Genomic DNA, 20,501 nt, shown 5'->3' on the forward strand with positions numbered 1-20,501 from the left:
TATGACTATTCCTCTGACACTCGTATCACTGACCGACGATCAACGTGACTGTTACCAGGAGCTGACCAACGTCGCGATGGGTCAGGCCGCCGATCGCTTGGCACGGCTGCTGGATTCCTATGTGGTACTTCCTATTCCCAAGGTCAATCTGATAGAAATCAGTGACCTGCGCATGGCCATCGAAGGAGCCCGCGACGACGACGCTATTTCTGCAGTATGCCAGGGGTTTATCGGCTCGGGCATCGCCGGTGAAGCCCTGCTGCTGTTTAACGACACCAGTTTTTCTGACCTCGCCAGACTGACACGTTATCAAGGTGAGCCGAATCATCAAGCCCAGTTGGAGTTGTTGATGGATGTCAGCTCGATCCTGATTGGTGCCTGTATTCAGGGCATTGGCGAGCAACTCGAAATTCACTTTAATCAGGGACATCCGGTGATCCTCGGGCAACATTGCAACGTCAGTGACATTCTCAAGATCAGCCATCAGAACTGGCGTCGAACGCTGGCAATTGAAATTCACTACACCATGGAAGCCGTCAATATCGACTGCGATCTGCTGCTGCTGTTCACCGAAGACTCAGTCGTACGCCTTAATCAGAAAATCGACTATCTGCTGGATTAACTATGAGCAATGGCAATATTGAGATGGGCGATATTCATTGGTTGATGGATATCCTGCAAAACATCGATGTGGGTCTGGTGGTGCTGGATCAGCAGTACAAGATTCGCCTCTGGAACGGCTTTATGGAAAGCCACAGCGGCATCAGCCCCCAGCTGGCCAAAGACAAGAACCTGTTCAGCTTGTTTCCGGATATTCCCGAGCAATGGTTTCGCCAGAAAGCAGAGCCGGTTTTTCAATTAAAAACCCGCACCTTTACCATCTGGGAACAACGCCCCTACCTGTTTCATTTCAAGAACTACCGTCCTATTACCGGGCGCGCCACCTTCATGTACCAGAACACCAGCATTATCCCGCTGGAATCGGTGAACCGCAGTATCGACCATATCTGTGTGATTATTTATGACGTTACCGATACCGCACTCGGTAATGAAGAGTCGCATCGTCTCAGTGCCGAGTTAACCAAACTGACCCGGATTGATCCAGATACCGGATTGCTCAAGCACGATGCCTGGAACAACGAAGCTGAACGGGAATTATCGCGCAGCCAGCGCACCGGAACCCCCAGTTGCATTGCCCTGCTGCGGCACCCGGCTGGCACAACCACCCCACAGCAATGCCAGGACATCGCTCAGGTACTGACGAAAACGTTACGGCAAACCGACCTGGCGACCCGCATTGATGACCAGCATCTGGCCGTATTATTACCTGCCAGTGATGAGGGCGACGTCCGTTTTTTTGCCGAACGGGTGCGCAAAATGCTAGCAAGACAAATGAGCAATCACAGCAGTGTCAACCTTCACGCCGGAATTGCCCGAGCCTGGCCAGGATTTGCCACCGTCACCCACTGGTTTGACGCTGCCAAAAGTGTCATTCCGGCCGAGCACTCCGACCCGGATCATGTTATTCAGGTTTATGAAAAACCATCCTCGGAATAAAGGGTCTATTGCTCGCCGTTCGACACAGCAATCACGATGGCGGTATCTAACGAGTGATACAGAGAAATTATTCGACCTCTCTCTCACTCCGTCCTTTCGCACAACTGTCGTCACACCGCTGTCATGGCAGGAATCTACCTTCAGGTTTTCACGATGGGAGCAACGGAATGAACTGGTGGCAACATGGAGTCGTTTACCAAATCTATCCACGCAGTTTTCAGGACTCCAATAACGATGGCATTGGCGATCTGCGAGGTCTGATCGACCGGCTCGACTACCTTAACGATGGTACCAGCAAGTCACTGGGTATCGATGCCATCTGGTTGTCCCCCATTCATCCCTCGCCGATGGCCGATTTCGGCTACGACATCACGGACTATCGGGATATTGACCCGGTATTTGGCACCCTCGACGATTTTGATCAGCTGCTGCAACAGGCCCACCAGCGCGATATTCGTATTATTCTTGATCTGGTGGCGAACCATACCTCCGATCAGCACCCCTGGTTTATCGACAGCTGCCAACCCGGTTCAGACAAAGCCGACTGGTATCTCTGGCATGAGGAAAACACCCGCCCGAATAACTGGCAAGCCTGTTTTGGCGGTTCCGGCTGGAGCTGGCACCCAGGCCGTAAAGCCTGGTACTACCACTCCTTTCTGCCGCAACAACCCGATTTGAACTGGCGTAATCCGCAGGTTCAGCAAGCGATCCGGGAGGTCATGGAATTTTGGCTGGCACGTGGTGTAGACGGCTTTCGCCTTGATGTGGTCAATCTGTTTTACAAGGCGATCGATCTCAAAAACAACCCCACTGATTGGTTCAAACCAGCCCGCCCTTACGACCGTCAGAGACATATCCATGACCGTGACCAACCAGAAATGCATACCCTGCTCAAACAGATGCGTCAGTGGGTTGATCAGTATCCAAACCGTATGATGGTGGGAGAGATTTTCATCGCCGATTCCGATAACGCCAGCCTGCCCGCCAGCTATTGCGGTAACGGGGATGAATTACATCTGGCGTTTAACCTGGAATTTTTGCGCGCTCCTTTTTCGGCAGCCGCCTTCAGAAGTGTGATTCGTAAATGGATCGATTTGCTCGGCCACGAGAACTGGCCGAACTACACCCTCAGCAATCATGACGTCAAACGCCATATCAGCCGTTACGCCACCCATGAACAAACCCTTGATCGGGCGCGCTTGCTGGCTGCCATGCTGTTAACGCTGCGCGGTACGCCGTTTCTTTATTACGGTGAAGAAATCGGCATGCCGGAGCAAGCGGTTTCCCGACGCCAATTACAAGACCCGGTTGGCAAGCGTTATTGGCCCTTGCACCCTGGCCGCGATGGCTGTCGACGTCCCATGATGTGGGACTCGCCCAACGTCTTTTCCAACGTCACCAGCTGGCTGCCAGAAACCCGTTCGGAAGGAGTGACCGTCGCCGATCAGAGCCACAACCCCAGCAGCTTGCTCAGCTGGTATCGGCAGCTCGTGTGGCTGCGCAAACGCACCCCGGCCTTACACAAGGGCAAGCTCAAACTCATCGGTAGCCCCGACGAGGTACTGGCCTATGAGCGCTGCGATCAGCAGCGCTTGCTGATACTGCTGAATTTTTCCAGCCAGGCACAGCCAATTAACCTACATCGCCATGCGATTGATCAGTGTCTCGCCAACAGCCAGCTGGACGCCCCGCTCTTTCGCAACGGATCCTTGCTACTCCGACCGTTACAAGCACTGATACTGGAAATCAGCCCGGACTTTCCGCGCCGGGCCTCGGTTGCGCCATGAACCGCTTAGCGCTGACCTGCAAACAACTGGTCACGATAAGCGTGTGATGGATAAATACCGAATATTCGGATATCGCGGGCGAAGTATTCCAGCTCATTCAGTGCCCGCTGCATATTGGCTTCCTCGGGATGACCAAGAATATCCGCATGAAACAAACTGGCTTCCATGCTGGCACCATCCATATAACTTTCCAGCCGCAACAGGTTAATACTGTTGGTGGCAAACCCGCCCAATGCCTTGTAAAGCGATGCAGGAATATTACGTACCGTAAACAACACGCTGGTAATATAGGTGATATCCGGCTGACGCACTTCGTGTTCATGTTCACGGGCAAAAACCAGAAAACGTGTAGTATTACCCATCACATCCTGAAAGTTTTCATGCACGACTTCCAACCCATACAACTCTGCCGCCAAAGCGGAGGCAATCGCCGCCCGATGCCGATCGTTACCTGCGGCAAGACGCTGGGCTTCCTGGGCCGTGTCCATCGTTGGCAACGCCTTCATTCCCAGATTAACGATACGCTGGTGGCATTGAGCCAACGCCTGAGGGTGAGAAGCGACGGCATCAATATCCATTAGCTGTACGCCCGGCAATGCCAGCAAACAGTGATTCACTGGTTCAAAGTGCTCGGTAATGGCGCACAGACGGGTACGGGGAATAATCCGATAAATTTCTTCCACCCGACCCGCAGTGGAATTTTCCAGCGGAATCATTGCACGATCGGCATGGCCCGCACTGACCAGCTCCAATGCCGTTTGAAAGTCTTCACAGGCAACGGCTTCCCAATCCGGAAAAACCCGACTGCAAGCAAGGTGAGAATAAGCACCCGCAGTACCTTGATAAGCGACACGGCCAGCCATGATTTTCTCCTGAATTCCTGTTCCGGCCATCACAGACGAAACCCGATATTTCGCACCAATGACGACCATTGGCACCAAAAAAGAGCGCTTTACGCACCAATTAAATACAACATCATCTTAATCTGTTGACCTGTCAAAAATTCAGCCCAACAGAGCTCGAAAGACAGAACACTGTGCTACTCGGCTAGCGACAGACTTTTCCCCGAACCAGGGCCGAAGTTCAGACATTGGCCAGTTTGACAAATGTTCTGGCACGGTCTCTGCAACAAAGCATACAGCAAGCCCCTGATATCTCAGCATAAACCCACAGCAGGGGCCAATAACCAGACGCTGACTCGTCAGCGAATGACCGACTTGCGAGGACTCTCATGACCACGACACTCTGGCCCGCAAAACGGCCTCTGGATGACCACCTGCGCACCACATTCGCCAGCAATCGTTCAGCCCTGAAGTCGTTACCTGAGCCATGGTTAAAGCAATGGCCGGACGTCTGGCTACCGGTCGCAACCTGGGTTGCCCAGCAAAAAAATACCCTCGGTGGTGTACCCGTCATTGGTATTCATGGCGGCCAGGGGTCTGGTAAATCCACCCTGAGTCAGGCACTGGCCAGCTTATACAAAGCCGCCCTGGGCTGGAACTGTGCCATTGTATCGATTGACGACCTCTATTTGGGTCATGACGAGCGCAAGGCGCTGGGCCAGTCTATCCACCCGCTATTGGCCACAAGAGGTGTCCCCGGCACTCACGACAGCGCCTTGGGTCGACAATTATTTGCCGACCTGAAACAACTGGAGCCTGGACAGTGTCTGACCATTCCTGCCTTTGACAAGGTCTCCGACGACCGGCTGCCAGAATCCAACTGGCACCAGATTGTCGGCCCGGTTGATCTGATCCTGTTTGAGGGCTGGTGCGTCGGCTGTCATGCCGTTGCAGACAGTCAGCTCGACGAGCCCGCCAACCAACTCGAAGCGACAGAAGATCCCGATGGCCACTGGCGTCGGTGGGTTAACCAACGGCTGGCCAGTGACTACGCCGACTGGTTTGCCATGATGGATCGACTGATTATGCTCAAGGTGCCTGGTATGCAAGCCGTATTAAACTGGCGTGGACAACAGGAAGTAGAAAACCGCAAGCACGCCAGAGGAGATCACGACCGCGGCCTGGATCACGCCGGATTGGTAAGATTTATCCAGCATTACCAACGCCTGACCGAAAATGCCTTGCGGGATCTGCCAGAGCATGCTGATCTGGTACTGGAACTGAATAACCAGCATGCTGTTAACCACATCAACTGATTGCCATCGCCGGGAGCGCTTTATGTCAACCCACGCAAGCAAATTTGATATTCCGACTTTACCACTGGTCGTTATGACCGATCTTGATGGAACCCTGCTCGATCATCATAGCTACAGTGCCAAGGCCGCAAAACCGGCCCTGAAGCAGTTACGGGAGCGACACATACCCGTGCTGTTCAATACCAGCAAAACCTGCGACGAAGTCACTGGCTTGCGCCACGAGCTGGATAACCGCTATCCGTTTGTCTGCGAAAACGGCAGCGTGATCCATATCCCCAAACCCGATGAAAGCGGCCTTAACAGCGAAGTGCTCGGCGTTAGCTACGTTGACATCCTCAAGACCTTGCACCAGCTGCACAAAGAAGGTTTTCGCTTCCGGGGATTTAACGACATGCCCGCCGCCGAAGTCGCAGCAATGACGGGACTGACACAAGATAACGCCTGGCTCGCCAAGAAACGGGCGGCCTCTGAACCACTGCTGTGGCACGACAGTGACGAGGCACTCGACCGCTTCCGGCAACGACTGGCGGAGTATCATTTGACCCTCACCAAGGGCGGACGTTTTTACCATGTGATGGGCACCACCAACAAAGCCAGCGGGTTAGAGTTTTTCCGTCAGTATTATCAACACCAATGGCAGACCACTCCCCTTCTCGTTGCTCTGGGCGATGGGGAAAACGACCGCGCCATGCTGGAAGCTGCCGACTACCCGATTGTTATTCCGGGTGAAAACCAGACCCTGACACTGCAGCATCCCGATGCCAGAACGGCTACCCACAAAGGGCCAGCCGGCTGGAATACTGAAATACTCACATTATTAGAACAATTATCCAAGGAGCCTGGTCATGGCTGACTTTTACCAGAACGGAACGATCACCACCCTGCACAACCTGGTCGATCGTCCGCTGGAAGAAATGGAAAAAGAGCTACTGAGCTTTTCCCGCGTACGTCCGATGTCTCTGGTACTGCCCTCGCTTTACTCTGAACTTCAAGGGCCTGCTCTCGGCCACATCATTAACGAAATTTGTGAAGTTCCTTACCTTAATGAAATTGTCATCGGTCTGGATCAGGCCGATGAAGCAGAATACAAACACGCTAAGGATGAGTTTTCTCGCCTGCCACAACATCACCGGGTGCTCTGGAACGACGGCCCACGACTGCGCAAGATTGATTCACTGCTGGAAGAAAAAGGTCTGGCTCCCAAAGAAATGGGCAAGGGCCGTAACGTCTGGTACTGCTACGGCTATATACTCGCCTCTGGCAGGGCGGAAGCCGTTGCACTGCACGACTGCGACATCATCACCTACGATCGCAGCCTGCTGGCGCGACTGATTTACCCAGTCGCCAACCCGTCGTTCAACTACGAATTCGCCAAAGGTTACTACGCCCGCATTGCTGATAACAAAATGAACGGACGCGTCAGTCGACTGCTGGTAACCCCTCTGATCCGGGCTTTAAAAAAGGTGCTTGGGCATAAAGAGTACCTCGACTTTCTGGACAGCTTTCGCTACCCGCTGTCCGGTGAGTTTTCCATGCGCGTCGACGTTCTGAACGATCTGAGAATTCCGAGTGACTGGGGCCTGGAAATCGGCGTGTTGTCAGAGATGAATCGCAACTACAGCACCAACCGGCTCTGTCAGGTGGATATTTGTGACAACTATGATCACAAGCATCAGCCGCTATCAGCCGAAGATGCGGCGCTGGGCCTTTCCAAAATGAGTACCGATATCTGCAAGGCCATTTTTCGTAAACTGGCCACTCAGGGCGAGGTTTTCACCAATGAAACGTTCCGCACCATCAAGGCAACCTATTTTCGCGTGGCACTGGATTTTGTCGAAACCTATTATAACGACGCCCGCATGAACGGCTTGGCTCTGGATCGCCACAAGGAAGAAGAAGCCGTTGAACTGTTTGCAGAAAACATCATGCATGCGGGCGATTATTTTCTTGAAAACCCAATGGAAACACCCTTTATTCCCAGCTGGAATCGAGTGATATCGGCCATTCCGGATATTCTCGATCGTCTTTACGAAGCCGTTGAAGAAGACAACGCCTGACGCTCTTTGGCAGCACCAGTCACCCGTGCGACGAAATCTCTGCCTGCGGGTGACTGGTGCTACAGCGGCTGCTGACGCGTCACTCGCTGGTTAACCACACCGTCTGATAAGGCCCCATCATCAGGGTTTCTCCCAGCGGCCCGGCCCCGGTCGCCAGCAAATCACTCATCCCCAATACCAGGAAACCCAGACTGGCCAACGGCAACTCCATCTGTCGCTCCGTCACGTTCGAGATGGCAAAAACAGTTTGGCCGCTATCGCCACAGCTGCGTTTGAGAATAAACAGATCTGAATTGATGCGGATCACCTCCTGCCGGGCGTCAGGATGGAACGCAGGCTGACGCCGACGTATCTGGATCATTTCACGCAAGCGATTAAAGACCTCGGCCTGGGGAGTCACCGGGTTACCCAGCAACACACCCAGCTCTTCACGATTCCAGATGCGTCGATTAATGGATCGGGTGCGCCCGGTTTGTTCAACGTGAGCAAGATCGTTCGGACTGGCCGTCAGGCTGTGAATGTAAACAGCCGGGATCCCCTGCATCGCCAGCATAATTGCCTGTGAGCACAAAAACCGCTGTACCTGAAAATGATCAGGGCCACGGCGGGTGCCCATACAGGCATCAAACAGGGCAATATTGATTTCGTATGGACTCTCCGTACCGTCGGAGTTTGCCTTCATACTGACGAAACCACCAAACTTGTGCATACAGTCAATCAGGTTTTCCACCTCGTGAGCCGGCAGAATACCTTCCACCGGACGAACGCCAATACCGTCATGGGATGCAGTAAAATTAAGGTAGGTACAACCTTCTGGCAACGGCGGAATCTTACTGGCCCAATCGGCCAGATAATCAGACTTGCCACGATTCAGCGCATGTAATACCAGTGGCGGCAAACCAAACTGGTAGACCATGTGCGCCTCGTCTGAATGGCCAAAATAGCTGAGATTTTCAGCGACTGGCACATTGGTTTCAGTGATCAGCACCACTTCCGGTGCAACGGCTTCAACAATATCGTGCATCAGCTTGACCACTTCGTGAGTTTGAGGCAGATGAATGCAGTTGGTGCCGATTTGCTTCCACAAGTAGGCAATGGCATCCAGCCGAATAAACCGAGCACCCTGCTCAACGTAAAACAGCATAATGTTCATCATCTCAACCAGCACCTTGGGATTGGCGTAGTTGAGATCGATCTGGTCTTCACTGAACGTCGCCCAGACATGACGAACACCGCGGTGGGTATGGACGGGAGTCAGCAAGGGGGTATTTCGTGGACGGGTAACCGCTGACACATCGGTACCCGGATCCACTTCGATAAAGTAGTCACTATAAGGCTCACAGTTCGCCACATAGTCGATAAACCACAAGCTTTCACGGGAACAATGATTAACCACCAGATCAGCCATCAGATCAAAATTTTCGGCAATACTGGCGACATCATCCCAGTTACCCCAGTCTGGATTCACCTGGCGGTAATCAATCACCGAGAAGCCGTCGTCGGAGCTGTAAGGGGAAAAGGGCAAGATGTGAACCGCATTCAGGGTATCTGCAACGTGTTCCTTGAGAAACCGACTGAGCGTCTGAAACGGTACCTCCCCCGCTTGCTGAACGCTGTTGCCATAGGTGATCAGTATGACGTCTTCCTGGCTCCAACGCTGTTCAGCGGCTGTTTTTCCGCACCGGTTTTTGCGGCCTTCCATAAAATTAATACACAGACGTTCAATTTCAGCAGCCACATCGGCGGCCATAGTGACATCGGGATAAATATTCTGAAGACGTCTGGTAAGCCTGGTAATCAGGTCATTTGACATAAACTTTCCTGGTTAGCTGTCGCAATAGACTGAATTTACTGCCATTTTTGTGCCGTAATGACATATACGATGATAGATCGGCTCAACAAAACACTATCGGTCAGTAACAACGAAACAGGTCAGCAAATCAACGCCTCAGACCCCGCATACTCTCCAACACCAGTAGCCGACCCCAAACCCAGTCAGGAAGTCCGAAAGATACTCAGTGGTACCTGAGACTGAAACAACAGGGTTCGAACCGGCATGGCAGCAATATTCTGGCGCTGACCCGGATCGCAGGCAGCATTGAACACCGAATTTTTTTCATCACCCTCAAAGTGTAAAAATATTTTCTGGCACCGGCTCAGCATTGCCCAGGTCAAGGTCATGCGTGGAATCGCCAGTTCGGTATCCATAACCGGGCAACTCCAGGCAGATCCACTCTCATCCAGACACCGGTCAAGCGCCGTCGAGTGCGGAAACCAGGACGCGGTATGGCCATCCGACCCCATGCCAAATACCGCCACATCCAGTCGTGATATTTGCTCGTGAAGGCTGTTTTCACAGGCCATAAATCCTGCCGCTGGCGTTAATGCCGAATTTTTGAGCGGCAGAAAATAGGCCGCCTTGGCCGGGCCTCTCAGCAGATGCTCCCGCACCAGCCCAGCATTACTGGACGGGTCAGACTCACCCACCCAGCGCTCATCCACCAACGTGACAAGAATATGAGACCAAGGCAGTTGCCGCTTGCCCAACTCTTCAAAAAAAGCCTTCGGGGTGTTACCACCACTCACCGCCAAACAAGCCCTTCCCTTTTGTTCAACCCGCTCTTTCAGGCAAAGGCTGACCGCATCAGCCAACTGTTTTGCCAGAACAGTGGATGACTCAAAACGATTGTCGCTCATGCAATACACTCCTAGCTGTTTTCGACCCATAAACGTCCATCCTTGGCGAGCAGCAAGGTCGATGCCGCTGGCCCCCAGGTACCCGATGTATAGGGCTCTGGACGGAGATCCACGTCTTGCCAGTATTGTAGAATCGGATCCACCCAACGCCAGGCTTCATGCAGTTCATCATCACGTAAAAACAAGGTGGCATTGCCACTCAAGGCATCAAACAATAACCGTTCGTAAGCTTCAGGCACCCGTGCCTTGCGATGATTAGCCGGATTCAGGCTCAGGTTCATTGGCCGGACACTCATACCGGGCCCCACCCGTTTCTCACATAGCATAAGACGTACACCCTCATCCGGTTGCAAGCGGAACACCAGTTTGTTGGCCATGGTGCTCTTGTGCTGTAACGGAAAAATAGAGTGGGGTATTTCTTTAAAACTGACGACAATTTCACACGCCCGTTCCGCCAAACGCTTGCCCGAGCGTAAATAAAATGGCACCCCAGCCCAGCGCCAGTTATCAATTTCAACCTTGGCAGCAATAAAAGTCTCGGTGTTGCTTTTGTGATGCACGCCAGGTTCCTCACGATACGGTGGAACCGGTTTACCATCCGACACACCTGCATCGTACTGACCGCGTACCACATTTCGGTTAATGGCTTCCCCGACAATGGGTTTGAGTGCCTTGAGTACCTTTACTTTTTCATCCCTGACCGCATCGGTTTCCAGTTTCGCCGGCGGCTCCATAGCCACAATACACAAGAGTTGCAGCAGATGATTCTGGAACATATCGCGCATCGCGCCTACCTGTTCGTAGAACTCGGCCCGCTTCTCGACACCAATGGATTCTGCAATAGTAATTTCGATGTGATCGATGTACTTCTGGTTCCATTGAGACTCAAACAAGGAGTTGGCGAACCGCAACACCAACAGATTTTGCACCGTTTCCTTACCGAGATAGTGATCAATCCGGTAAATATGTGACTCATCAACATACTCTCCCACGGAACGATTGATCGCCTGGGCAGACTCAAGATCGTGCCCTATTGGTTTCTCAAGCACCACATTGGTGCGCGAACCAATCAAACCCGTCTGCTTCAGCCCCTTGCAAATAGGCGAAAACAACGCAGACCCCGTCGCCAGATAAAAAACCCGGTTGGGATCCCCTTTCGCCAAAACATCGGCTAACACGCTATAAGCGGACTCATCCGTTGCATCAAGACTGACACACTGCAGTTTAGTGGCAAATTCAGTCCAGGCAGCTTCTTCGAGATATTCCTTGGCAACGTGCGTCGTCAATGCCTTGCGCACTTGCTCCATGTAGTCTTCGTGCTCAAGTTCCCTTCGGGTGACAGAGATGATTTTGCCCTCAGGCAAACGACCATCACGCTGAAGCAAGTAGAGTGCTGGCAGCAACTTCCGTTGTGCCAGATCGCCCATTCCGCCAAAGAGTACCAATTCAAACGGTGCACTGATCTGCATACATCCCCCGATCCCTATCTACGTAATGGAAACCAGAACCACAGCCGCTTCAGCTGAAATTCAGGCAAAAGCAGTGACTGCACAAAAAGTATAGGCAGAGTGCCACAAGTTGATTGCAATGCGACAATCAACCATCAAATACCTGCCCGCAAATGACCACTTCGGTCGACGCAGCAATCGGAAGCCATCCGGTACAGATCGTGCCGGTCTGCATAAACATAACAATCAGGCATGGCATCTGCATCTCCAAGAACCCCATACTGGCCGTGCAACGTGAGACCAACGGTCGATGTCTTCCCGGATATTGTGGCGTTTACAATCAGTTACCTTTGAGACATGATCACTGACGATCTGTGACATGACTCACAAATGACATAAACCAGCCTTAGTGTTCACGGAAATTTTTGTTTAATTGTTAATAAGAAGGATCGAATATGGTTCGCAAGTGTTTATTCCCAGTTGCCGGATACGGCACCCGTTTTCTTCCGGCGACCAAAGCCATGCCCAAGGAAATGCTGCCGATCGTTAACAAGCCACTGGTGCAATACGGCGTAGAGGAAGCCAGCGAAGCTGGCATGAACTTCATGGGATTTATCACTGGCCGTGGCAAACGCGCCATCGCCGATCATTTTGACATCAGCTTCGAGCTGGAACATCAGATTCAGGGCACCAGCAAAGAAACGCTGATTTCGTCCATTCGTAATCTGATGAATGAAAATGACTTTGCTTACACCCGGCAGAATGAAATGAAAGGTCTGGGACACGCCATCCTGACTGGACAGTATCTGATGGGCGACGAAGCCTTTGGTGTCGTACTGGCTGACGACCTTTGTGTTGCCGATGAAGGTGACGAAGGCGTATTGGCGCAGATGGTCAAAATTCACGAGAAGTATGGCTGTTCCGTTGTGGCAGTGCAGGAAGTGCCTGAAGACACCATTCACAAATACGGTGTTATCGCCGGAGAAGAGATTGAGCCGGGCGTTTATCGCGTCAGCAACATGGTCGAAAAACCAGCCAAGGAAGAAGCACCCAGCAACCTTGCCATTATTGGCCGTTACATTCTGACGCCAGATATCTTCCCTAAAATCGAAGAAACAGGCGCAGGCATCAATGGTGAAATCCAGATCACTGACGCCTTACTGAAACAAGCTCAAGAAGGCAGAGTTATCGCCTATAAATTCCGTGGTCGCCGCTTTGACTGTGGCAGCATCGATGGCTTCGTCGAAGCAACCAACTACGTCTATCAGAATATTTTCCAGAAGTCCTGATCAGCCGATCCTTCGGGGCTTCCCCGAAGGATCGCTCTCATACCAGCACAACGCTCGGAATTTCTTACGAAAAGGCGTTGACACAAAGATAACCTGTCCGTATTATGCGTCTCGCTGTTGAGAAGTTCCCCGATAGCTCAGTTGGTAGAGCAGTAGACTGTTAATCTATTGGTCGCTGGTTCAAGTCCAGCTCGGGGAGCCAATTCAACACTTCGGGGTATAGCGCAGTCTGGTAGCGCGCCTGGTTTGGGACCAGGATGTCGGGAGTTCGAATCTCTCTACCCCGACCAACTCTTCAGGGCCTTCCTGAACGATCGAAAATAATCTGCTATCTGTTATTAAAATTTATTTGTTACATCTTCAAGTGCCAGATGTAACAAATGAGCCTTCTTATATTCATACTTTTCTATTAGCCTATAGCGCCACATTCCAATAAATCCAATGCGATAAGCGCGGTGGCAAAACATGAGTCGTCTGGCCCGATCTGTACAATATCCGGTACCCTGCCACGAGTGCGGCGCGAACACAGCCCACACCCTTGACAACCTGATCAACACAAAAAAAATCACCTGCCGACATTGCAACCACCAATTCAACATTGATGAACAATTAAAGCGCAGAGTCAATCGGGCACTTACCGACCTGGCCGACTACATCTCTTTGCCAGAACTGGCAGAAGAAGAATCCACCGCCAAAAATAACACCATCGCCTGAACAACATAGGCCATAGCAAACAGGGCCGACCGCAACAAAACACAAAAAAAGCCGCCACTGGCGACTTTTTTATCTTCAATCATCCGCCCCTTACTTACTGGTCGGCAATTTCCAGCAATTCAACTTCAAACACCAGTGCAGAGTTGGCTGGTATCTTAGGGCTCGGGCTACGCGCACCGTACGCCAGCTCCGCCGGGATAAAGAATTTGAACTTTTCACCCACTTTCATCAGCTGCACGCCTTCGGTCCAACCAGGAATCACATTACCCAGCGGGAATTGAACAGGCTCGCCACGCTCAACCGAACTATCAAACACAGTGCCATCAATCAATGTACCGTGATAATGAACACTCACCGTATCCGCAGCCGTCGGCTTCGCCGCATCACCTTCAACAGCCGTCATGACTTCGTACTGCAAGCCACTTTCAGTAACCACAACACCTTCACGCTTGGCATTTTCAGCCAAGAACTCCTCTCCCGCCTTCGCAACCGCATCACTCAATGCTTCCTGCTTACGTGTCTGCTCTTCCCGAATTTTCTCAAATGCAGACTGAATAACTTCATCAGTAATACGCTGATCCGCTTTTGACAGCGCATCCTTGATACCCGCCGCAATCGCCTCCGGGTTCATTTCAACATCTTCCTGAGACAGTTGACGGCCAATATTCAGACCCACGCCATAGCTTGCCTGGTCAATGTGGTTTTCCAGTTTCACAGCTTCCTCCTGACCACATGCGGCCAACAACAGAGTACCTGCCAATACAGCAGGTACTGATTTAATAAAACTCATGCTTGTCTCTCACGTTTGTTGAAATGAATGCTGGACAGGCAACTCTAAAGTCGAAAAGTTTCAATTACTGCATAATCAAAACCACTGCAGAGATACCCAGCGCGCTGATTACAAGGCCTAACAGGCATAATGTCCAGACTTCGCACGGCGATCACACTCACGTTTCACGTTTGCGCACACCTGCAACTCAGCCGCGGATGATCTGGTAGCCACCTGACACTCATAATGACGATGCCTCAGGTCACGATCACTGAGATCTCCCATGACATCACCACAAGCCGCCAGAAAAAACACCAGAAAAATAGGGATAGTCAGAAACGCTTTCACAAAAAAAAACCGATACATTTACATTGTTGCGAAGCCTCCCACAGCAGAGAGAGCCTGTCCAGCCTGAAAAACGCCACCACTGCTTCAAAACCTGCGAACAGCACCACAACCACTCCACCGTGCCTTCTGGCTAAGCCGTTGAAATAAATCGCAAATAAATATTTGACAGAGAATATTACACTGGCATAATACGCGCCACTTGATCGAGACAGTACTGAAATGTGCCAGCACGACTCAAGTATGCAGTGGCTATGTAGCTCAGTTGGTTAGAGCACAGCATTCATAATGCTGGGGTCGATGGTTCAAGTCCGTCCATAGCTACCATTGATTCGAGGCCAGCCCTCATAAAAAAGGCCCATGCTCAGCGTGGGCTTTTTTGTATCTGCAAATCATACAAACCCGGCAAGGTGCCGGGTTGCATAATGGGTCAGGGATTCAGCCGCTGAATAGTCCAGGCTTCTCGTTCCAGCTGGTATTCGACTCTGTCATGGAGGCGATGCTCGCCTCCCTGCCAGAATTCCATCCGGGAAGGAACCAATCGATATCCGCCCCAGTAATCCGGCAAGGGAACCTCCTTATCCTGATATTCCACACTCAATTGGGTAAAGCGGGTTTCCAGCTCAGAACGACTCGCCAATGGCCTACTCTGTTGTGATGCCCAAGCTCCAAGCTGGCTTTCTCGAGGGCGGGAGTGGAAGTAGGCTTGCGCTTCTTCCCTGCTCATCGGCACGACCTCGCCCTGAATCTGCACCTGACGCTCGACCTTCATCCAGAAGAAATGCAGGCTGGCTTTCGGGTTAGTAGCGAAGTGTCGACCCTTGTTACTTTCATAATTGGTAAAAAAGACAAAGCCACCATCGTCGTATGACTTGAGCAACAATATTCGTTGCCAGGGCTGGCCATGCTCATCAACGCTGGCCACCGTCATCACCGTCGGCTCTTCTGGTGCGGTTGTACGGTAGTGCTCAAACCAGGCGTGAAATTGTGCCACCGGGTGCTCGGCGACCTTGGCTTCGTCGAGTCGTCCCTGAGTGTATTCTTTGCGAATGTCACTGAGATCAACCATCTTGTATGTGCTCCAATAATTATCCAAACCGGCACAATTGCCATTACTATTCGAAGTGCTGTTATTAAAAGTGCCGTGAGTAACAGTGTGTCACCAGCTCGATGCCGCCGCATTGACCTGCCACCATCAAAGCCAGCCATGGCCAAATCTGCTACCATCCCGGCCGGTTTTACCCCAGCATGCATCTCCCGGCTTCCGGGTGCGATTCGCATAGACATAAGCCACACCACTCAAACAGACGAATTGTCACAGACACAACCCAAAGGCAACAATCATGTCCGATCATAACTACCCCACTGCATCCCTGACGCGCCGCTTGGCAGCACTGGCGTATGACAGTCTGGTACTGCTCGCATTGTATATCGTGGTTGGTTTTGTGTTGGTAGGGATTGCAGCAGCCACCCACGGCGGACAACCGCCTGGCGCCTTTCCCGCGTCGGTCAACCTGTCCGTTATGTTCTGCATCTGTTTCTTCTATTTCAGTTCATCCTGGCGGCGTGGTGGCCAGAGCATCGGTATGAAAGCCTGGCAACTCAAACTGGTCACAGAAGATACCGGGCCAATCAAGCTATCCCATTGTATGTTACGTACCGCGATTGGCTTTTTTTCGCTGGCGGCTTTCGGCTTGGGATTCTTCTGGGCTGTGCTGGATACTCGCGGCCGCAGCTGGCATGACATGGCATCCCTGACCCGTGTTGTGTTTATCCCGAAAACGGGTGATTAACGCCGCCCCGCTTGCTCATTATGTTGCTAACCGGCGCGCCGCAACAGCAGCAACCCAACGCCCATACAGGCAGCGATCGGAATCACACTGGCCCACAGCGGTTCAAAGCCAAACACAATACTGGCGGGGGCCAGCAGTTCTTCTGCGTATTTGTACACCAGACCAACCAGAATTCCGGAGAAAATCCGGTAACCCGGCGTCACCGCCCGCAGCGGGCCAAAAATAAAGGAAATTCCCAGAATCACCAGTGCCAGCGTCCCCAGTGGCTGGGTAACCTTGCGCCAGAACGACAACAGATAGTTGTCTGCATTCAGCCCCTGTTTTTCCAGATAACGGGTATAGTTGAACAAGTTGGATATTGACATATCCCGTGGCTGTATCATTACCACACTGAGACTTTGTGGGGTCAGTTCAGTTTGCCAGTCCAGACTGTCCAGCTGTTGCTGGCTGGTCGCAGAGTCAGTGATCGTCATATCAATAACCGCTTGCATTTGCCAGCTGGAGCGTTGATAAATTGCCCGCTCAGCCGACCGGATCCGTTGCAGGTTGCTGTCGTTATCAAAATCAAACAGGGTTATCCCATGCAATACCCCGTTGGGTTCGACGGCGGTAAAGCGCATAAAGGTATTACCCTCACGATGCCAATATCCCTTCCCCTTGTTAGACAGCAAATCCCCCTTGCCTTGAGCCACCGCTTTCTGCGACTGGGCAATCCGCTCCAATACCGGAATCGCGTATTCGGCCAGCGCCATATTCAGCGCCATCAATAGCATCATCGGTTTGATCACCGCCACCGCGATACGCCCGACCGATACCCCCGACGCCCGCATCACGGTCAACTCACTGCTGGCCGCCATACCACCCAAACCTGCAAGACAACCGATCAGACACGCCATCGGCATGTATTCATACAGCCGACGAGGCAAGCGTGTGCCCATAAATTGCAGCGCATCGAGAAACTGATATTCACCTTTAAGTTGGTCGAGTTCATCCACCAGCGTAAAAATAGCATCCAGCCCAACAATGATGACAGCCACAATCAGCGTAGCCACCATCACATTGTGAGCAACGTAGCGATCAAGACGATTCATAGCGCCCTCACCCGCCATTGACGCACCCACTCGGGTACCATCAGCAAGCCGATGGCGATCAACAGATAAACGAAGTGCAAACCCCACAAACCCACATCAGGATTCAGCTCTCCTTTTTCCAGCATGCCTTTCATCGCAATCAGCAACGAGATGTAAACCATAAACAATATAATGGCAGGAAACAGCCGGGCGAAACGCCCCTGGCGGGGATTAACGCGAGACAGAGGCACCGCCAGCAGAGTCACAATAGGCACCATAAGTACCATGGAAATACGCCACTGTAGCTGTGCCTGTTGCTTGGGGTCATCGGAACCGAACAACGCCAGCGTCGGCACCGCTTCTTTGCGCAGCTTGCTGCGCTCTTCCGGTTCATCGGCAATCTTGACGCCATATAAATCAAAATCCAGCGCCTGGAATTCGAGGCTCCCCGGCGTCCAGTCGTAACGTTTACCGCGGTGTAACTCCAGATAACGGGAGCCGGTTTCGTCACTGACGTACTGGGTGCCCTTTTGCGCCAGCAACAAGCTATTGCCATCGGTAATAAACACATTGTTCATTTCGGTTTTATCATTTGAAAGCGACTCGGCATAGGTAACGCGGGTACCGCCTTTCATACTCTGAAACCGTCCCGGAGCCAGTAATTCAAACTCAGTCAGCTGTGCCTGTTTTTCATACAAGCCTTCCATTTTTTGGGCACCCCAGGGGCTGAGGTACAAGCTGAAGCTGCCCACCACCAGCATTAGCCCGAAAGCCGGTACAGCGGTATAGGCCAACAGGCGGGTATGCGAAAATCCGGTTGCGGTCAGTACCGTCATTTCACTTTCGGCGTACAATCGCCCGTACGCCAACAGGATTGAGATAAACAGCGCCAGTGGCAAAATCATTTCGAGAAACGACGGCAAACGTAATACCAGCGTAAAAAATACGATATCCAGCGAGACTTCACCGGCTGCAGCCGCAGCAAGTTGACGAATCAGACGACCACTCATCAGAATCATCAACAGTACGATGGTCACAGCAAACAGTGAGCCAGCCAGCTCCCTGGCCAAGTAGCGAAATATGATCAAAAGACTTAGACCTTGATTGAGCCGGAGCAAGAGTCGCGCACCATACCCAGAGACGGTTTGCTCTGCAACGACGACAAAACGCTTTGTTATCTGTGCGGCCCTTGTATTTCAGGAATATGGCGTCACATTATAGGGCGACTCATTATTCAGAACGAGCCGCTGAGAACAAATAGCAGGCCGTCTGCCACCAATGCCTTCCGCCAGGAGCTGACATGATTTACCAGGTATCCCAACAAACTGCCGCCGACATTCAGGCGAGCTGTATTGTGGTCACTCTCGACCAGTCAGGCAAGCTGTCTGACGCCGCCTCACAGCTTGATGAGGCCAGCCAGGGTTTTATCAGCCAGCGTTACGAACAGGGCGATATCTCCGGCAAACTGGCAGAAAGCCTGTTGTTGCCAGCCGTTGCCGGAATCAACGCTGGCCGCGTATTACTGGTTGGTACCGGCAAAGCAACACTGAAACCCGCCAGCGCCCAGAAAGTACTGACTGCTATTGCAACGCTTACCAGCAAAATCCGTGGTGACATTGCCCTGGCGCTGACAGAAATGGCAACCGACGTACTGACAGAATCCTGGCTGGCCGAGCAAACCGCCATCGCCTACGCCAGCGCCCAGTACCGTTTTACAGCTACCAAAAGCACCACAGACGATGATACCCAAACGCCCGACAGCGTGATCTGGCTGGGCAGTGATGTGGACGCCGCCTTCACTAAAGGCGCAGCGATTGGTGCCGGCATCAGCTTCGCCAAAGAGCTGGCCAACATGCCACCCAATATCTGCACCCCTACCTGGCTGGCCGAAAACGCCGTCACCCTCACTCAGGATCAAGCCCTCGAAACCACCATTCTGGACGAAGACCAGCTGGCTGAAATGGGTGCCGGAGCGTTTGTTTCTGTCTCCAAAGGTTCCAGCGAGCCAGGCAAGATTATCGTTATGCAGTACCGTGGTGCCGACGATCCAAACGCCGCACCACACATGATTCTGGGTAAAGGTATTACCTTCGATACCGGCGGCATCAGCCTCAAGCCCGGCCTGAAGATGGATGAGATGAAATACGACATGTGTGGCGCAGCCTCCGTGCTCGGCACCATGAAAGCCATTCTCGCCCTCAAGCCCAAGGTCAACGTATTGGCCATCGTGACCAGTGCGGAAAACATGCCCGCCGGTAACGCCAGCAAGCCTGGCGATGTGGTGACCAGTCTGTCTGGCAAAACCATTGAAATCCTCAATACCGATGCCGAAGGCCGACTGGTGCTGTGTGATGCGCTCACCTACGGTATCAACAATTACAAGCCTGCCTCCATCGTCGACATCGCCACCCTGACCGGTGCTTGCATGGCCGCGCTGGGCGAAGTCAACTCAGGCCTGTTCACCACCGATGAAGCCATGGCGGAACAACTGCAGACAGCTGCACAATACAGCAACGACAAAGTGTGGCGTTTACCGCTGGAAGAAGAGTATCAGGATCTGATCGACTCCAATTTTGCCGACATCGCCAATATTGGTGGCCCGCTGGCAGGCGCAACCACCGCTGCTTGCTTCCTGTCACGCTTTACCGAAGGTACACCCTGGGCGCACCTGGATATTGCCGGTACCGCCTGGGTGGGTGGCAAGGCGAAAGGAGCCACCGGACGCCCGGTCAGCCTGCTGGTGAACTATTTGCTGAATAAATAAAACGTCAGCAGCTATTCAGCAAAGGTTTCTGGCGGCGGCAAAAAAGCCACTGC

General features: G+C 52.4%; 18 protein-coding genes and 3 tRNA genes. 13 read left to right on the top strand and 8 right to left on the bottom strand.

The window, feature by feature from the left end:
• The first annotated feature begins 1 nt into the window (after window position 1).
• From WG929_RS05755 to WG929_RS05765, 3 genes are all read left to right on the top strand, one after another.
• Window positions 2–622 carry a histidine kinase gene (locus tag WG929_RS05755; RefSeq protein ID WP_416205264.1) on the top strand — a complete coding sequence of 207 codons (621 nt, stop codon included), beginning with the start codon at window positions 2–4 and terminating at the stop codon, window positions 620–622.
• Between the two features lie 2 nt (window positions 623–624).
• Window positions 625–1,557: a GGDEF domain-containing protein gene (locus tag WG929_RS05760; RefSeq protein WP_416205265.1), complete on the top strand. Its 933-nt coding sequence runs from the start codon at window positions 625–627 to the stop codon at window positions 1,555–1,557.
• Between the two features lie 167 nt (window positions 1,558–1,724).
• A complete protein-coding gene (locus WG929_RS05765) occupies window positions 1,725–3,344 on the top strand; it encodes an alpha-amylase family glycosyl hydrolase (RefSeq protein WP_416205266.1) in 1,620 nt (539 codons plus the stop codon).
• A gap of 5 nt (window positions 3,345–3,349) precedes the next feature.
• Here the strand turns inward: WG929_RS05765 and WG929_RS05770 are convergent, their stop codons facing one another.
• Window positions 3,350–4,207: a prephenate dehydratase gene (locus WG929_RS05770; RefSeq protein WP_369857784.1), complete on the bottom strand. Its 858-nt coding sequence runs from the start codon at window positions 4,205–4,207 to the stop codon at window positions 3,350–3,352.
• Window positions 4,208–4,575: 368 nt separating this feature from the next.
• Between WG929_RS05770 and WG929_RS05775 the strand changes: the two genes are divergently transcribed.
• Genes WG929_RS05775 through WG929_RS05785 form a run of 3 tightly spaced genes read left to right on the top strand, consistent with a single transcriptional unit; the run spans window position 4,576 to window position 7,559 of the window.
• Complete coding sequence (locus tag WG929_RS05775; RefSeq protein ID WP_369857783.1) at window positions 4,576–5,502, top strand: hypothetical protein; 927 nt, start codon at window positions 4,576–4,578, stop codon at window positions 5,500–5,502.
• A gap of 22 nt (window positions 5,503–5,524) precedes the next feature.
• Window positions 5,525–6,355, top strand: a complete 831-nt coding sequence (locus WG929_RS05780) for an HAD-IIB family hydrolase (RefSeq protein ID WP_416205267.1) — start codon at window positions 5,525–5,527, stop codon at window positions 6,353–6,355.
• Entirely contained in the window at window positions 6,348–7,559 is a 1,212-nt protein-coding gene (locus WG929_RS05785) for a glycosyltransferase family protein (RefSeq protein ID WP_416205268.1), read from the top strand. The genes WG929_RS05780 and WG929_RS05785 overlap by 8 nt, the downstream gene beginning before the upstream one ends.
• Before the next feature lie 79 nt (window positions 7,560–7,638).
• On the opposite strand, the gene WG929_RS05790 is transcribed toward WG929_RS05785, so the two are convergent.
• The 3 genes from WG929_RS05790 to zwf all read right to left on the bottom strand — a co-directional run bounded on the left by WG929_RS05790 (window position 7,639) and on the right by zwf (window position 11,725).
• Window positions 7,639–9,372: a sugar phosphorylase gene (locus tag WG929_RS05790; protein WP_416205269.1), complete on the bottom strand. Its 1,734-nt coding sequence runs from the start codon at window positions 9,370–9,372 to the stop codon at window positions 7,639–7,641.
• Window positions 9,373–9,554: 182 nt separating this feature from the next.
• The gene (pgl, locus tag WG929_RS05795) at window positions 9,555–10,256 is read right to left on the bottom strand and encodes a 6-phosphogluconolactonase (protein WP_416205270.1); all 702 of its coding nucleotides are present in this window, start codon (window positions 10,254–10,256) and stop codon (window positions 9,555–9,557) included.
• An 11-nt stretch (window positions 10,257–10,267) separates the two neighbouring features.
• The gene (zwf, locus tag WG929_RS05800; protein WP_416205271.1) at window positions 10,268–11,725 is read right to left on the bottom strand and encodes a glucose-6-phosphate dehydrogenase; all 1,458 of its coding nucleotides are present in this window, start codon (window positions 11,723–11,725) and stop codon (window positions 10,268–10,270) included.
• Between the two features lie 434 nt (window positions 11,726–12,159).
• Here zwf and galU point away from each other — a divergent pair, with 434 nt between their 5' ends.
• From galU to WG929_RS05820, 4 genes are all read left to right on the top strand, one after another.
• Window positions 12,160–12,993 carry a UTP--glucose-1-phosphate uridylyltransferase GalU gene (gene galU, locus WG929_RS05805; protein ID WP_369857777.1) on the top strand — a complete coding sequence of 278 codons (834 nt, stop codon included), beginning with the start codon at window positions 12,160–12,162 and terminating at the stop codon, window positions 12,991–12,993.
• Between the two features lie 126 nt (window positions 12,994–13,119).
• Window positions 13,120–13,195, top strand: a tRNA-Asn gene (locus WG929_RS05810).
• An 11-nt stretch (window positions 13,196–13,206) separates the two neighbouring features.
• Window positions 13,207–13,283, top strand: a tRNA-Pro gene (locus WG929_RS05815).
• A gap of 175 nt (window positions 13,284–13,458) precedes the next feature.
• Entirely contained in the window at window positions 13,459–13,707 is a 249-nt protein-coding gene (locus WG929_RS05820; RefSeq protein ID WP_416205272.1) for a hypothetical protein, read from the top strand.
• Window positions 13,708–13,801: 94 nt separating this feature from the next.
• Here the strand turns inward: WG929_RS05820 and bamJ are convergent, their stop codons facing one another.
• On the bottom strand, window positions 13,802–14,497 hold the full coding sequence (gene bamJ, locus WG929_RS05825) for a BamJ family beta-barrel-assembly machinery protein (RefSeq protein WP_416205273.1): 696 nt from the start codon (window positions 14,495–14,497) through the stop codon (window positions 13,802–13,804).
• 574 nt (window positions 14,498–15,071) lie between these two features.
• On the opposite strand from bamJ, the gene WG929_RS05830 reads away from it, so the two are divergent.
• Window positions 15,072–15,148: transfer RNA gene (locus tag WG929_RS05830), tRNA-Met, on the top strand.
• Between the two features lie 103 nt (window positions 15,149–15,251).
• Here WG929_RS05830 and pdxH read toward each other — a convergent pair.
• Window positions 15,252–15,890 carry a pyridoxamine 5'-phosphate oxidase gene (pdxH, locus tag WG929_RS05835; protein WP_416205274.1) on the bottom strand — a complete coding sequence of 213 codons (639 nt, stop codon included), beginning with the start codon at window positions 15,888–15,890 and terminating at the stop codon, window positions 15,252–15,254.
• Between the two features lie 274 nt (window positions 15,891–16,164).
• Between pdxH and WG929_RS05840 the strand changes: the two genes are divergently transcribed.
• On the top strand, window positions 16,165–16,614 hold the full coding sequence (locus WG929_RS05840) for an RDD family protein (RefSeq protein WP_416205275.1): 450 nt from the start codon (window positions 16,165–16,167) through the stop codon (window positions 16,612–16,614).
• Between the two features lie 26 nt (window positions 16,615–16,640).
• Here WG929_RS05840 and lptG read toward each other — a convergent pair whose 3' ends face one another.
• On the bottom strand, window positions 16,641–17,705 hold the full coding sequence (gene lptG, locus WG929_RS05845; RefSeq protein ID WP_416205276.1) for an LPS export ABC transporter permease LptG: 1,065 nt from the start codon (window positions 17,703–17,705) through the stop codon (window positions 16,641–16,643).
• Window positions 17,702–18,772 (bottom strand): LPS export ABC transporter permease LptF, encoded by a 1,071-nt coding sequence (gene lptF, locus WG929_RS05850; RefSeq protein ID WP_416205277.1) that lies wholly within the window; start codon window positions 18,770–18,772, stop codon window positions 17,702–17,704. The genes lptG and lptF overlap by 4 nt, the downstream gene beginning before the upstream one ends.
• Window positions 18,773–18,984: 212 nt before the next feature.
• On the opposite strand from lptF, the gene WG929_RS05855 reads away from it, so the two are divergent.
• A complete protein-coding gene (locus WG929_RS05855) occupies window positions 18,985–20,448 on the top strand; it encodes a leucyl aminopeptidase (protein ID WP_416205278.1) in 1,464 nt (487 codons plus the stop codon).
• The last annotated feature ends 53 nt before the right edge of the window (window positions 20,449–20,501 follow it).

Origin of the sequence: Oceanobacter antarcticus (genome assembly GCF_044962685.1) — a bacterium.
Classification (GTDB): Bacteria; Pseudomonadota; Gammaproteobacteria; order Pseudomonadales; family Oceanobacteraceae; genus Oceanobacter; species Oceanobacter antarcticus.